General features: G+C 62.9%; 23 protein-coding genes. All 23 read left to right on the forward strand.

The window, feature by feature from the left end; genetic code table 11:
* Positions 1–621: a 50S ribosomal protein L4 gene (gene rplD, locus QCM77_RS16435; RefSeq protein WP_007603018.1), complete on the forward strand. Its 621-nt coding sequence runs from the start codon at positions 1–3 to the stop codon at positions 619–621.
* Complete coding sequence (locus QCM77_RS16440) at positions 618–920, forward strand: 50S ribosomal protein L23 (protein ID WP_007603019.1); 303 nt, start codon at positions 618–620, stop codon at positions 918–920. Before rplD ends, QCM77_RS16440 begins: the two co-directional genes overlap by 4 nt.
* A gap of 12 nt (positions 921–932) precedes the next feature.
* The gene (gene rplB, locus QCM77_RS16445) at positions 933–1,766 is read left to right on the forward strand and encodes a 50S ribosomal protein L2 (RefSeq protein ID WP_007611609.1); all 834 of its coding nucleotides are present in this window, start codon (positions 933–935) and stop codon (positions 1,764–1,766) included.
* 12 nt (positions 1,767–1,778) lie between these two features.
* Positions 1,779–2,057: a 30S ribosomal protein S19 gene (gene rpsS / locus QCM77_RS16450; protein ID WP_008136357.1), complete on the forward strand. Its 279-nt coding sequence runs from the start codon at positions 1,779–1,781 to the stop codon at positions 2,055–2,057.
* A gap of 10 nt (positions 2,058–2,067) precedes the next feature.
* On the forward strand, positions 2,068–2,454 hold the full coding sequence (rplV, locus tag QCM77_RS16455) for a 50S ribosomal protein L22 (RefSeq protein WP_092034894.1): 387 nt from the start codon (positions 2,068–2,070) through the stop codon (positions 2,452–2,454).
* Between the two features lie 18 nt (positions 2,455–2,472).
* The gene (gene rpsC / locus QCM77_RS16460; protein WP_247341170.1) at positions 2,473–3,195 is read left to right on the forward strand and encodes a 30S ribosomal protein S3; all 723 of its coding nucleotides are present in this window, start codon (positions 2,473–2,475) and stop codon (positions 3,193–3,195) included.
* A gap of 32 nt (positions 3,196–3,227) precedes the next feature.
* Positions 3,228–3,641 (forward strand): 50S ribosomal protein L16, encoded by a 414-nt coding sequence (gene rplP / locus QCM77_RS16465; protein ID WP_063982581.1) that lies wholly within the window; start codon positions 3,228–3,230, stop codon positions 3,639–3,641.
* 5 nt (positions 3,642–3,646) lie between these two features.
* A complete protein-coding gene (gene rpmC / locus QCM77_RS16470) occupies positions 3,647–3,853 on the forward strand; it encodes a 50S ribosomal protein L29 (RefSeq protein WP_007603026.1) in 207 nt (68 codons plus the stop codon).
* Between the two features lie 13 nt (positions 3,854–3,866).
* On the forward strand, positions 3,867–4,115 hold the full coding sequence (rpsQ, locus tag QCM77_RS16475; RefSeq protein WP_279662106.1) for a 30S ribosomal protein S17: 249 nt from the start codon (positions 3,867–3,869) through the stop codon (positions 4,113–4,115).
* Positions 4,116–4,198: 83 nt separating this feature from the next.
* Entirely contained in the window at positions 4,199–4,567 is a 369-nt protein-coding gene (gene rplN, locus QCM77_RS16480) for a 50S ribosomal protein L14 (RefSeq protein WP_007603030.1), read from the forward strand.
* Positions 4,567–4,881 (forward strand): 50S ribosomal protein L24, encoded by a 315-nt coding sequence (gene rplX / locus QCM77_RS16485; RefSeq protein ID WP_279662111.1) that lies wholly within the window; start codon positions 4,567–4,569, stop codon positions 4,879–4,881. The genes rplN and rplX overlap by 1 nt, the downstream gene beginning before the upstream one ends.
* Positions 4,874–5,431 carry a 50S ribosomal protein L5 gene (rplE, locus tag QCM77_RS16490; protein WP_279662113.1) on the forward strand — a complete coding sequence of 186 codons (558 nt, stop codon included), beginning with the start codon at positions 4,874–4,876 and terminating at the stop codon, positions 5,429–5,431. The genes rplX and rplE overlap by 8 nt, the downstream gene beginning before the upstream one ends.
* Positions 5,432–5,477: 46 nt before the next feature.
* Positions 5,478–5,783, forward strand: coding sequence for a 30S ribosomal protein S14 (rpsN, locus tag QCM77_RS16495; protein ID WP_279662115.1), 306 nt, complete (start codon positions 5,478–5,480; stop codon positions 5,781–5,783).
* Positions 5,784–5,797: 14 nt separating this feature from the next.
* Positions 5,798–6,196: a 30S ribosomal protein S8 gene (rpsH, locus tag QCM77_RS16500; protein ID WP_129268073.1), complete on the forward strand. Its 399-nt coding sequence runs from the start codon at positions 5,798–5,800 to the stop codon at positions 6,194–6,196.
* A 16-nt stretch (positions 6,197–6,212) separates the two neighbouring features.
* Positions 6,213–6,746, forward strand: coding sequence for a 50S ribosomal protein L6 (gene rplF / locus QCM77_RS16505; RefSeq protein ID WP_247341181.1), 534 nt, complete (start codon positions 6,213–6,215; stop codon positions 6,744–6,746).
* A gap of 11 nt (positions 6,747–6,757) precedes the next feature.
* Positions 6,758–7,120, forward strand: coding sequence for a 50S ribosomal protein L18 (gene rplR / locus QCM77_RS16510; RefSeq protein WP_007603036.1), 363 nt, complete (start codon positions 6,758–6,760; stop codon positions 7,118–7,120).
* Positions 7,121–7,167: 47 nt separating this feature from the next.
* Entirely contained in the window at positions 7,168–7,755 is a 588-nt protein-coding gene (rpsE, locus tag QCM77_RS16515; RefSeq protein WP_211399433.1) for a 30S ribosomal protein S5, read from the forward strand.
* Positions 7,756–7,777: 22 nt separating this feature from the next.
* Positions 7,778–7,984 carry a 50S ribosomal protein L30 gene (rpmD, locus tag QCM77_RS16520; RefSeq protein ID WP_211399432.1) on the forward strand — a complete coding sequence of 69 codons (207 nt, stop codon included), beginning with the start codon at positions 7,778–7,780 and terminating at the stop codon, positions 7,982–7,984.
* Positions 7,985–8,059: 75 nt separating this feature from the next.
* Positions 8,060–8,545, forward strand: coding sequence for a 50S ribosomal protein L15 (gene rplO, locus QCM77_RS16525; RefSeq protein ID WP_279662123.1), 486 nt, complete (start codon positions 8,060–8,062; stop codon positions 8,543–8,545).
* A gap of 152 nt (positions 8,546–8,697) precedes the next feature.
* Positions 8,698–10,029, forward strand: coding sequence for a preprotein translocase subunit SecY (gene secY / locus QCM77_RS16530; protein ID WP_279662125.1), 1,332 nt, complete (start codon positions 8,698–8,700; stop codon positions 10,027–10,029).
* A 276-nt stretch (positions 10,030–10,305) separates the two neighbouring features.
* Positions 10,306–11,175, forward strand: coding sequence for an adenylate kinase (locus tag QCM77_RS16535; protein WP_279662126.1), 870 nt, complete (start codon positions 10,306–10,308; stop codon positions 11,173–11,175).
* A 187-nt stretch (positions 11,176–11,362) separates the two neighbouring features.
* Positions 11,363–11,731 carry a 30S ribosomal protein S13 gene (rpsM, locus tag QCM77_RS16540; RefSeq protein ID WP_092034909.1) on the forward strand — a complete coding sequence of 123 codons (369 nt, stop codon included), beginning with the start codon at positions 11,363–11,365 and terminating at the stop codon, positions 11,729–11,731.
* Between the two features lie 124 nt (positions 11,732–11,855).
* Positions 11,856–12,245 carry a 30S ribosomal protein S11 gene (gene rpsK, locus QCM77_RS16545; protein WP_007603045.1) on the forward strand — a complete coding sequence of 130 codons (390 nt, stop codon included), beginning with the start codon at positions 11,856–11,858 and terminating at the stop codon, positions 12,243–12,245.
* Positions 12,246–12,310 lie beyond the last annotated feature (65 nt).

Consider the following 12,310-nt stretch of genomic DNA (forward strand, 5'->3'; position numbering starts at 1 on the left):
ATGGAATTGAAGGTCACGACCCTCGAAGGTAAGGAAGCCGGCTCGGTCCAGCTTTCCGACACCATTTTCGGCCTCGAGCCGCGCCAGGATATCATTGCACGTTGCGTGCAGTGGCAGCTCAACAAGCGCCAGGCCGGTACGCACAAGGCCAAGGGCCGCGCCGAGATCTGGCGCACCGGCAAGAAGATGTACAAGCAGAAGGGCACCGGCGGTGCTCGTCACGGCTCGGCCCGCGTGCCGCAGTTCCGCGGCGGCGGCCGTGCCTTCGGTCCGGTGGTGCGTTCGCACGCCACCGACCTGCCGAAGAAGGTCCGTGCGCTCGCCCTCAAGCATGCGCTTTCGGCCAAGGCCAAGGACGGCGATCTCATCGTGATCGACAAGGCTGCGCTGGAAGCCGCCAAGACCAAGGCGCTGCTCGGCCACTTCTCGGGCCTGGGCTTGACCAACGCGCTGATCATCGATGGTGCCGAGCTCAACAACGGCTTTGCCGCTGCTGCCCGCAACATCCCGAACATGGACGTGCTGCCGATCCAGGGCATCAACGTCTATGACATCCTGCGCCGTCGGAAGCTTGTTCTGACCAAGGCCGCCATCGATGCGCTGGAGGCGCGCTTCAAATGACGAAGAACATCGAGCCTCGCCATTACGACGTGATCCTGTCGCCGGTCGTGACCGAAAAGGCCACGATCGCCTCGGAGCACAACAAGGTGCTGTTCAAGGTGGCCGCGAAGGCGACCAAGCCGCAGATCAAGGAAGCGATCGAGAAGCTGTTCGACGTCAAGGTCAAGAGCGTCAACACGCTGGTCCGCAAGGGCAAGACCAAGATCTTCCGCGGCAATCTCGGCTCGCAGTCGAACTCCAAGCGCGCGATCGTGACTCTCGAAGAGGGTCACCGGATCGACGTGACCACCGGTCTGTAAGGTCGTACGACGATGGCACTGAAGACATTCAATCCCACGACGCCGGGCCAGCGCCAGCTGGTCATGGTCGATCGTTCGGCGCTCTACAAGGGCAAGCCGGTCAAGGCGCTCACCGAAGGCAAGCACTCCTCTGGCGGCCGCAACAACACCGGTCGTATCACCGTGCGGTTCCGCGGCGGTGGTCACAAGCGGACGCTGCGTACCGTCGATTTCAAGCGCGACAAGGTCGATGCGCCCGCGACGGTCGAGCGGCTGGAATATGATCCGAACCGAACCGCGTTCATCGCGCTCGTCAAGTACGAAGACGGCACCCAGGCCTATATCCTGGCGCCGCAACGCTTGGCCGTCGGCGATTCCGTCGTTGCCGGCAACTATGTCGACGTGAAGCCGGGCAACGTCATGCCGCTCGGCAACATGCCGGTCGGCACGATCATCCACAACATCGAGGTCAAGATCGGGAAGGGCGGCCAGCTCGCCCGTTCCGCGGGCACCTATGCCCAGCTCGTCGGTCGCGACCAGGACTACGTGATCATCCGCCTGAATTCGGGCGAGCAGCGCCTGGTGCATGGCCGTTGCCGCGGCACGATCGGCGCGGTGTCGAACCCGGATCACATGAACACCTCGATCGGCAAGGCCGGCCGCAACCGCTGGTTGGGCCGCAAGCCGCACAACCGCGGTGTTTCGATGAACCCGATCGACCATCCGCACGGCGGTGGTGAAGGTCGTACCTCGGGCGGTCGCCACCCGGTCACTCCGTGGGGCAAGCCGACCAAGGGCAAGAAGACCCGCTCCAACAAGTCGACCAACAAATTCATTCTCCTAAGCCGCCACAAGCGGAAGAAGTAAGGAACGCCGGACATGGTTCGTTCAGTCTGGAAAGGCCCGTTCGTCGAGGGTTCTCTGCTCAAGAAGGCAGATGCCGCGCGCGCGTCCGGCCGTCACGACGTCATCAAGATCTGGAGCCGTCGCTCGACGATCCTGCCGCAGTTCGTCGGCCTGACCTTCGGCGTCTACAACGGTCAGAAGCACGTGCCGGTGGCCGTCAACGAGGAAATGGTTGGTCACAAGTTCGGCGAGTTCTCGCCGACCCGGACCTTCCATGGCCACTCCGGTGACAAGAAAGCCAAGAAGGCTTGAGGATTAAACGATGAGCAAACCTAAGCGCGAACGGAGCCTCGCCGAGAACGAGGCCAAGGCGGTCGCCCGGATGCTGCGGGTGAGCCCGCAGAAGCTCAACCTGGTCGCCCAGCTCATTCGCGGCCGGAAAGCTGCTTCTGCGCTCGCCGACCTGCAGTTTTCGCGCAAGCGGATCGCGGTCGACGTGAAGAAGTGCCTGGAATCGGCTATTGCCAATGCCGAGAACAACCACGACCTCGACGTCGATGATCTCGTTGTGGCGCAGGCCTTCGTCGGCAACGGCCTCGTGATGAAGCGCTTTGCCGCCCGCGGCCGTGGCCGCTCGGGCCGTGTCTACAAACCATTTTCGCAGCTGACGATCATTGTTCGTCAGGTCGAAGCCGAAGCAGCGGCTTAAGGGACGCAGGAGAACACGATGGGTCAAAAGATCAATCCGATCGGTCTGCGTCTCGGCATCAACCGGACGTGGGATTCTCGCTGGTTCGCCGGCAAGCAGGAATACGGCAAGCTGTTGCACGAGGACGTCAAGATCCGCGAGATCCTGCACAAGGAGCTCAAGCAGGCGGCCGTCGCCCGCATCGTGATCGAGCGTCCGCACAAGAAGTGCCGCGTCACCATCCACTCGGCTCGTCCGGGCGTGGTGATCGGCAAGAAGGGCGCCGACATCGACAAGCTGCGCAAGAAGGTCGCGGACATCACCTCGTCCGACGTCGTCATCAACATCGTCGAGATCCGCAAGCCGGAGCTTGATGCGACGCTGGTGGCTGAATCGATCGCGCAGCAGCTGGAGCGCCGCGTGGCGTTCCGCCGCGCCATGAAGCGCGCCGTGCAGTCGGCGATGCGTCTCGGCGCGGAAGGCATCCGCATCAACTGCTCGGGGCGTCTCGGCGGCGCGGAAATCGCGCGCATGGAGTGGTATCGCGAAGGTCGCGTGCCGCTGCACACGCTGCGCGCCGACATCGACTACGGCGTTGCGACCGCGTTCACGACCTTCGGCACCTGCGGCGTCAAGGTCTGGATCTTCAAGGGTGAGATCCTCGAGCACGATCCGATGGCCCAGGACAAGAGAATGGCCGAGGGTGAGACTGGTGGCGGCGGCGATCGCGGCGGCCGGCAGCGCCGTGACAACGCGGCCTGAGGCCAGCACAGAGAATTTGAGGGCTTGAAGCCATGATGCAACCTAAGAAAACGAAGTTCCGGAAGGCGCATAAGGGCCGTATCCACGGCGTTGCGTCTTCGGGCGCGACGTTAGCGTTCGGTCAGTTCGGCCTGAAGGCGACCGAGCCTGAGCGCGTCACCGCGCGCCAGATCGAAGCCGCTCGCCGCGCGCTGACCCGCCACATGAAGCGCGCCGGCCGCGTCTGGATCCGTGTGTTCCCCGACGTTCCCGTGTCGAAGAAGCCTGCCGAAGTCCGCATGGGCTCCGGCAAGGGCGCGCCGGAATTGTGGGTCGCGCGCGTCAAGCCGGGCCGGGTGCTGTTCGAGATCGACGGCGTCAACACCCAGACCGCGCGGGAAGCGCTGACCCTGGCGGCAGCGAAGCTGCCGATCAAGACGCGCTTCGTCGAGCGCATTGCGGAGTAATGGCCATGGCCCAGATGAAAATCGAAGACATCCGCGCGTTGAGCCCCGATCAGCAGGATGACGCCATCCTGAACCTGAAGAAGGAGCGCTTCAACCTGCGCTTCCAGCGCGCCACCGGGCAGCTCGAGAACACCTCGCGCCTGCGCGAGGCTCGCCGTGACATCGCCCGGATCAAGACCGTCGCCGCGCAGACGCGCGCGAAGAAGAAGTAAGAGGCTTACGAAGATGCCGAAACGTACTTTGCAGGGCGTGGTCGTCAGCGACAAGCAAGCCAAGACCATCGTGGTGCGCGTTGATCGCCGCTTCACGCACCCGATCTACAAGAAGACGATCCGCCGTTCGAAGAATTACCACGCGCACGACGAGAGCAGCGAGTTCAAGCCGGGCGACATGGTGTGGATCGAGGAATCGAAGCCGATTTCGAAGTTGAAGCGCTGGGTCGTGATCCGGGGCGAACACAAGAAAAGCGCCTGATCTGTTGGCTTTAGCCGACTGACTTCAGGGAAATGTTGAGCGCCGGCTGGGCTGGCGCAAAGAGAAGAGGACGAGGTGCATCAATGATTCAGATGCAGACCAACCTCGACGTGGCCGACAATTCTGGCGCACGCCGTGTCATGTGTATCAAGGTGCTCGGAGGCTCCAAGCGCCGCTACGCCACGATCGGCGACATCATTGTCGTCTCGATCAAGGAAGCAATTCCGCGTGGCAAGGTGAAGAAGGGCGACGTGATGAAGGCCGTCGTGGTGCGCGTCCGCAAGGACATCCGCCGCGCTGACGGTTCGGTCATCCGCTTCGACCGCAATGCCGCCGTTCTGATCAACAATCAGTCCGAGCCGGTCGGCACCCGTATCTTCGGGCCCGTGCCGCGCGAGCTGCGCGCCAAGAACCACATGAAGATCATCTCGCTCGCGCCGGAGGTGCTGTAATGGCCGCGAAAATCCGCAAGGGCGATAAGGTCATCGTGCTGACCGGCCGCGACAAGGGTCGTACAGGCGAAGTGTTCGAAGTGCGCCCCGACGCCGGCACCGCGCTCGTGCGTGGCGTCAACATGGTCAAGCGTCACCAGAAGCAGACGCAGGCGCAAGAGGGCGGCATCATCTCGAAAGAGTCGCCGATCCAACTGTCCAACATCGCGTTTGTCGGCAAGGACGGAAAGCCGACCCGCGTGGGATTCAAGATTCTGGCGGACGGCAAGAAGGTCCGCATCGCCAAGAGCTCGGGAGCTGAGATCGATGGCTGAGGCCGCTTACACGCCGCGCCTGCGCGCGGAATTCGACGCGAAGATCCGGACGGAAATGACCGAGAAGTTCGGTTATGAGAACGTCATGCAGGTTCCGCGTCTCGACAAGGTCGTGCTGAACATGGGCGTTGGCGATTCCGTCAACGACCGGAAGAAGGCCGAGAACGCCGCTGCCGAATTGACCCAGATCGCCGGCCAGAAGGCGATCGTGACCTATTCGCGCGTCGCGATCGCGACCTTCAAGTTGCGTGAGAACCAGCCGATTGGCTGCAAGGTCACGCTGCGCAAGGCCCGCATGTACGAGTTCATCGATCGCCTGGTGACGGTCGCGCTGCCGCGCGTCCGGGATTTCCGCGGCCTGAATCCGAAGAGCTTCGACGGTCGCGGCAACTATTCGCTCGGCCTCAAGGAACACATCATTTTCCCCGAGATCGACTTCGACAAGGTCACGGAATCCCGCGGTATGGACATCACCGTCTGCACCACGGCCAAGACCGACGACGAGGCGAGGGCCTTGTTGACCGCTTTCAATTTCCCGTTCCGGCAGTGAGACGCTGACGTAAAGCCTCTCAAACGCGGATACCAAGGAGCCAAGCATGGCAAAGAAGAGTTCAGTCGAGAAGAACAACCGGCGCAAGCGGATGACGAAGAACGCCGCCCCGAAGCGCGCGCGGTTGAAGGCGATCATCGCCGACAAGACGCTGCCGATGGAGGAGCGGTTCGCCGCGACCCTGAAGCTTGCGGAAATGCCGCGCAATTCGTCGGCCACCCGCATCCGTCTGCGTTGCGAGCTGTCGGGCCGTTCGCGCTCGAATTATCGCTTGACCAAACTGTCCCGCATCGCGATGCGGGACCTTGGCTCCAAGGGCATGGTCCCGGGCCTCGTGAAGTCCAGCTGGTAAGGAGGGTCGTTTAAATGTCTACGCACGATCCAATCAGCGATCTGATCACTCGTATCCGCAACGCGCAGATGCGCTCCAAGAGCAAGGTCTCCACGCCTGGCTCGAAGATGCGCGAGAACGTGCTCGAGGTCCTCAAGACCGAGGGCTACATCCGCGGTTACGCCACGCTCGAGCACTCCTCGGGCCGCAGCGAGATCGAGATCGAGCTGAAGTATTTCGACGGCGAGCCCGTCATCCGCGAGATCGAACGAGTTTCCAAGCCCGGGCGTCGTGTCTACGCCTCGGTGAAGGCTCTGCCGCGGGTCAACAACGGGCTCGGCATTTCGGTGTTGTCGACGCCGAAGGGGATCATGGCTGACCACAGCGCGCGCGACGCGAATGTGGGCGGCGAAGTTCTCTTCACGGTGTTCTGAGAAGGATTTTTGATCCATGTCACGTGTTGGCAAAAGGCCGGTAGCGGTGCCGTCGGGTGTGACCGCGGCCGTTGACGGGCAGACCGTCAAAATGAAGGGGCCGAAGGGCCAGCTTCAATTCGTCGTCCATAGCGACGTCGAGGTGAAGCTCGAGGACGGCCAGGTCAAGGTGAACCCGCGGGTCGAGACCAACCGCGCGCGGGCCCTGTACGGGACCGCTCGCGCTCAGGTCGCGAATCTGGTCGAAGGCGTCACCAAGGGCTTTGAGAAGAAGCTTGAAATCACCGGCGTCGGTTACCGCGCCGCGCTGCAGGGCAAGAACCTGCAGCTCGCGCTCGGCTACAGCCACGATGTGGTCTACGCGATCCCGGAAGGGATCACGATCACCGTGCCGAAGCCGACCGAGATCACGGTGACGGGCAGCGACATCCAGCGCGTCGGCCAGGTCGCCGCCGAGATTCGCTCCTATCGTCCGCCGGAGCCCTACAAGGGCAAGGGCGTGAAGTATGTTGGCGAATTCATCTTCCGCAAGGAAGGCAAGAAGAAGTAACGGAGCCGGTCATGTCGAAAGCCAAGGTTACGAATGCCCGGCGCAAGCGCAGTGTACGGCTGAAGCTTCGCCGCTCCGGTGGCGGCCGTCCGCGCCTGTCGGTGTTCCGCTCGTCCAAGCACATCTACGCCCAGGTCATCGACGACCTGAAAGGCGAGACGCTGGCCTCTGCCTCTTCGCTCGAGAAGTCGATGCGCGATGGCGGCAAGACCGGCGCCGACATCGATGCGGCGAAGGCGGTCGGCAAGCTGCTGGCCGAGCGCGCCGCCGAGAAGGGTGTCAAGGAAGTCGTGTTCGATCGCGGCAGCTACCTCTATCACGGACGCGTCAAGGCTCTTGCCGACGCGGCGCGTGAGAGCGGGCTGAGCTTCTAACAGAATTTGAGGATTGAGGCGTAAGCCTCTGAAGGACTGGAAAAACCATGGCAGAACGCGAACAACGTGGTGGACGCGATCAACGCGGCGGCGGACGTGAACGCAGGGAAGAGCGCGACAGCGAGTTTGTCGACAAGCTCGTCCACATCAATCGCGTCGCCAAGGTCGTCAAGGGCGGCAAGCGCTTCGGTTTCGCAGCGCTGGTCGTGATCGGCGACCAGAAGGGCCGCGCCGGCTTCGGTCACGGCAAGGCGCGCGAAGTGCCTGAGGCGATCCGCAAGGCAACCGAATCCGCCAAGCGCAACCTGACCCGCGTGTCGTTGCGCGAGGGCCGCACGCTGCATCACGACATAGCCGGCCGTCATGGTGCGGGCCGTGTCTACCTGCGCGCAGCTCCGGCCGGTACCGGCATCATCGCCGGCGGTCCGATGCGCGCCGTGTTCGAGACGCTCGGCGTCCAGGACGTAGTCGCAAAGTCGATCGGCTCGTCGAACCCGTACAACATGGTTCGCGCGACCTTCGACGCGCTGAAGCATCAGGATTCGCCGCGCTCGGTCGCTGCCCGCCGCAACATCAAGGTGTCCACCCTCCAGTCCCGCCGTATCGGTGGCGACGCCGAGGCGGCTGCCGAATAACGGAAGCTCGGAGTAGACTCCCATGGCCAAGAGTGCCGTTACGACCGCTAAGACGATCAAGCTCGAGCAGACCGGCAGCGCGATCCGCCGCCATCACTCGCAGCGTTCGACGCTGATCGGGCTCAAGCTCAACAAGATCGGCCGCACCAGCGAACTGCCGGACACCCCGGCGGTCCGCGGCATGATCTTGAAAGTTCACCATCTCGTTCGCATCGTCGACGAGAAGTAAGCAAAGGCGCACGATCCCGAAAAGCGGGGACCCGTTTTCGGTGAAGGTCATGCGCAAGAAACAAGGAGCAGGGCGATGAAGCTCAGCGATATCGCCGACAATGCCGGCTCGCGCAAGAAGCGTATGCGCGTCGGCCGCGGCATTGGTTCGGGCAAGGGCAAGCAGGCCGGCCGCGGTGGCAAGGGCCAGACCGCGCGTTCGGGCGTGCGCATCAAGGGTTTCGAAGGCGGCCAGATGCCATTGCATCGCCGTCTGCCCAAGCGCGGCTTCAACAACATCTTCCGTGTCGAGTTCGCCGAGATCAATCTCGACCGGCTCCAGGACGCGGTCGATGCCAAGAAGATCGACGCCGGCAGCGTCGTGAACGTCGAAGCTCTGGTCAAGGCTGGCGTGTTGCGCCGCGCCAAGGGTGGTCTGCGGCTGCTCGGCCGCGGCGAGTTCAAGGCCAAGCTCAACATCGAAGTGCACGGCGCCTCGAAGACCGCGATCGCGGCGGTCGAGAAGGCCGGCGGCTCGGTGAAGATCCTCGCGCCTGCCAAGGAAGAAGGCGAGGCGGCGTAACAACTGCGTCATTGGCCCGCGGTTCGTGGGCCTTTACGCATGCGGGACGATGGACTTATCGAAGCCGTAGCCCCAGATAATGTCCGGTGTCCGGTATAATGTAGCCCGGCCGCGGGCATAACGGCGCAAAAGGCGGCGGGAGAAAGTCCAAGATGGCCTCTGCAGCGGAACAACTGGCAGCCAATCTCAATTTCGGTGCGTTTGCCAAGGCCGACGAACTGAAGAAGCGCATCTGGTTCACCCTGGGTGCGCTGCTCGTTTATCGGCTCGGAACCTACATTCCGCTGCCCGGCATCGATCCCAACATCTGGGAGCAGGTGTTCCGCTCCCAGGCGGGCGGTATCCTCGGCATGTTCAACATGTTCGCCGGCGGCGGAATTCACCGCATGGCGATCTTTGCGCTGAACATCATGCCGTACATCTCGGCCTCGATCATCATCCAGCTCCTGACCACCGTCTCGCCGCAGCTCGAGGCGCTGAAGAAGGAAGGCGAGTCCGGCCGCAAGCTGCTGAACCAGTACACCCGCTATCTCACGGTGATCCTGGCCGCGTTCCAGTCCTACGGCATCGCAGTGGGCCTCGAAGGCGCCGGCAACGTCGTCAGCGATCCCGGCATGTTCTTCCGCCTGTCCACGGCGATCACGCTGACCGGCGGCACCATGTTCCTGATGTGGCTCGGCGAGCAGATCACCTCGCGCGGCATCGGCAACGGCATCTCCCTGATCATTCTCTCCGGCATCGTCGCCGAGCTGCCCGCGGCGCTCGCCAACATGCTCGAGCTCGGCCGTCAGGGTGCGATGTCGACCGGCCTGATCCTGGTCGTCATTATCATGGCGGTCGCCGTGATCGCCTTCATCGTGTTCATGGAGCGCGCCCAGCGGCGGCTCTTGATCCAGTATCCGAAGCGCCAGGTCGGCAACAAGATGTTCGAGGGCCAGTCCTCGCATTTGCCGCTCAAGCTCAACACCTCGGGCGTGATCCCGCCGATCTTCGCGTCCTCGCTGCTGCTGCTGCCGACCACGGTTGCGAACTTCAATGCGGGCAGCGGGCCGGAATGGTTCCAGTGGATCACCACCCAGCTCGGCCACGGCCGTCCGCTGTTCCTGATCATGTATCTGGCGCTGATCGTGTTCTTCGCCTTCTTCTACACCGCCATCGTTTTCAATCCGACCGAGACCGCCGACAATCTGAAGAAGCACGGCGGGTTCATTCCGGGCATCCGTCCGGGCGAGCGGACCGCGGAATATATCGACTACGTGCTGTCGCGCGTCACCGTGCTCGGCGCGGTTTATCTGGCGATCGTCTGTTTGATCCCGGAAATCCTGATCTCCTACGCGTCGGTGCCGTTCTACTTTGGCGGCACCTCGCTGCTGATCGTCGTCAGCGTCACCATGGACACGGTGGCGCAGGTGCAGGGCTATCTGCTGGCGCATCAATACGAAGGCCTGATCCGGAAGTCGAAGCTGCGCGGCCGCCGCCGTTAAGCGCGGCGTCCTCTCGGGCGGCGCGACTGCGCCGCCGATTCGCCGTGCGAGCAACGCGCGGCGCCTGCAGGGGCGGCCAGCGAGCCATTCGGTCGCATCGGCAGAGCCGCTCTCACTGTAGCGCAATCACTGATTTCAAAGGCCTTCTTGGCGTCCCGCCATTTGCTCCCCTATGATATGGGTAGCGGTGCGGCGCTGATTATGATTTGCACTGTCACTGGACTTCAAAACACTGGTGCGCGACGTATCGCTCACCGATCCGGGGGGCGTACGCCGATGAGAATTATACTTCTGGGACCGCCGGGATCGGGCAAGGGGACCCAGGCGCAGCTGCTGCTGCAGCGCTATGGCATCGTCCAGCTCTCGACCGGCGAGATGCTGCGTGCAGCCGTGGCGGCCGGAACGCCGGTCGGGCTCAAGGCCAAGGAGATCATGGCCAGCGGCGGCCTCGTGCCCGACGACGTCGTGGTCGGAATCATCTCCGACCGGATCGATCAGCCCGACGCCAGAAACGGTTTCATCCTCGACGGTTTCCCGCGCACCGTGCCGCAGGCCGAGGCTCTGGATGAACTGCTCAAGCACAAGCACCTCAAGCTCGACGCAGTGATCGAGCTCCGCGTCAACGAGAGCGCGCTCCTGAACCGTGTCGAGACTCGCGTCGCCCAGATGCGGGAGCGCGGGGAGGAGGTCCGGCTCGACGATACCCCGGAGGTCCTGACCAAGCGACTCGCCAGCTACCGCAACCAGACGGAGCCGCTGATTCACTACTATTCCGAGCGGCGGAAGCTCTCGACCATCGACGGCATGATGGCTATCGACGAGGTCACCCGCGCCATCCATCGCCAGCTCCTGGCGCTTGGGGCGGTCGAGCCCAAGACCCATGCCCGGAGCGCGGCCAAGGCAGCCCTTGCCAAAAAGGCCAGGGCGGCTCAGAAATCGACCAAAAAGCCGGCCAAAACAGTCAAAAAGGCTGCGAAATCCGCTAAAAAGGCCGCCAAGAAGGCTGTGACAGGTGCCAAGAAGGCGGCCAAGAAAGCCGGCAAGAAGGCGGCGAAGAAGGGAACCAAAAGGACTGCCAAGAAGGCTGTCAAAAAGGGTGCCAAAAAGGCCGCAAAAAAGGTCACGAAAAAGCGAGCTAAGCGCTAGCGGCGGTTGACGAAAGCCCCCTGAATCCCTTAATAAGCCCCGCATCCAAGTCGGATAGTTTCAAACGATGCCGGGCCCCAGGAAGACCAGGGGTGGGCGTCGTGTTCGCGTTTGTGAACACCTGCCCGAGAAACCAAGCACTTAAAGCCAGATTCCTGACGAGGGATCGGCAACAGGAGAGAAGGCCGTGGCCCGTATTGCCGGCGTGAACATTCCGACCAACAAGCGCGTGCTGATCGCGCTCCAGTACATCCATGGCATCGGCCAGAAGATCGCCGGTGAGATCATCGAGAAGGTGAAGATCCCCGAGGATCGTCGCGTCAATCAGCTCAGCGACGCCGAAGTGCTCCAGATCCGCGAAGTTATCGACCGCGACTATCTCGTCGAGGGCGACCTGCGTCGTGAGGTTGGCATCAACATCAAGCGTCTGATGGACCTCGGCTGCTATCGCGGCCTGCGCCATCGTCGCGGCCTGCCGGTGCGCGGCCAGCGTACCCACACCAATGCGCGCACGCGCAAGGGTCCGGCCAAGGCCATCGCCGGCAAGAAGAAGTAAGTTTTCGAATCCAAATCGCGGCGTGTGGCGACCCGGGGATGACCCGTTCGCCACACGCCTTTCGTTCCACAGGTGTAGCCGCTGGCATTACGGCGGCGTTTGAGATCTCCAGGAAAGGTAGTCTATGGGCAAGGAAGCCACCCGCGTTCGTCGTCGTGAGCGCAAGAACATCGCCTCCGGCGTCGCGCACGTGAACTCGTCGTTCAACAACACGACCATCACCATCACCGACGCGCAGGGCAACACGATTGCCTGGTCTTCCGCCGGCACGATGGGCTTCAAGGGCTCGCGCAAGTCGACCCCGTATGCCGCGCAGGTTGCAGCCGAGGACGTGTCCAAGAAGGCGCAGGAGCACGGCATGCGCACGCTGGAAGTCGAAGTCGCCGGTCCCGGTTCGGGCCGCGAATCGGCGCTCCGCGCGCTCCAGGCCGCGGGCTTCACCGTCACCTCGATCCGCGACGTGACCACGATCCCGCACAACGGTTGCCGTCCCCGCAAGCGTCGGCGCGTTTGATACGAAGTTGCGGGCGCATTGTCGCCCGCGATGACTTTTTTTAAGAAGCCGCAGGTGCGACCTGT

The sequence above is a fragment of the Bradyrhizobium nivariense genome (genome assembly GCF_029846695.2).
Classification (GTDB): domain Bacteria; phylum Pseudomonadota; class Alphaproteobacteria; order Rhizobiales; family Xanthobacteraceae; genus Bradyrhizobium.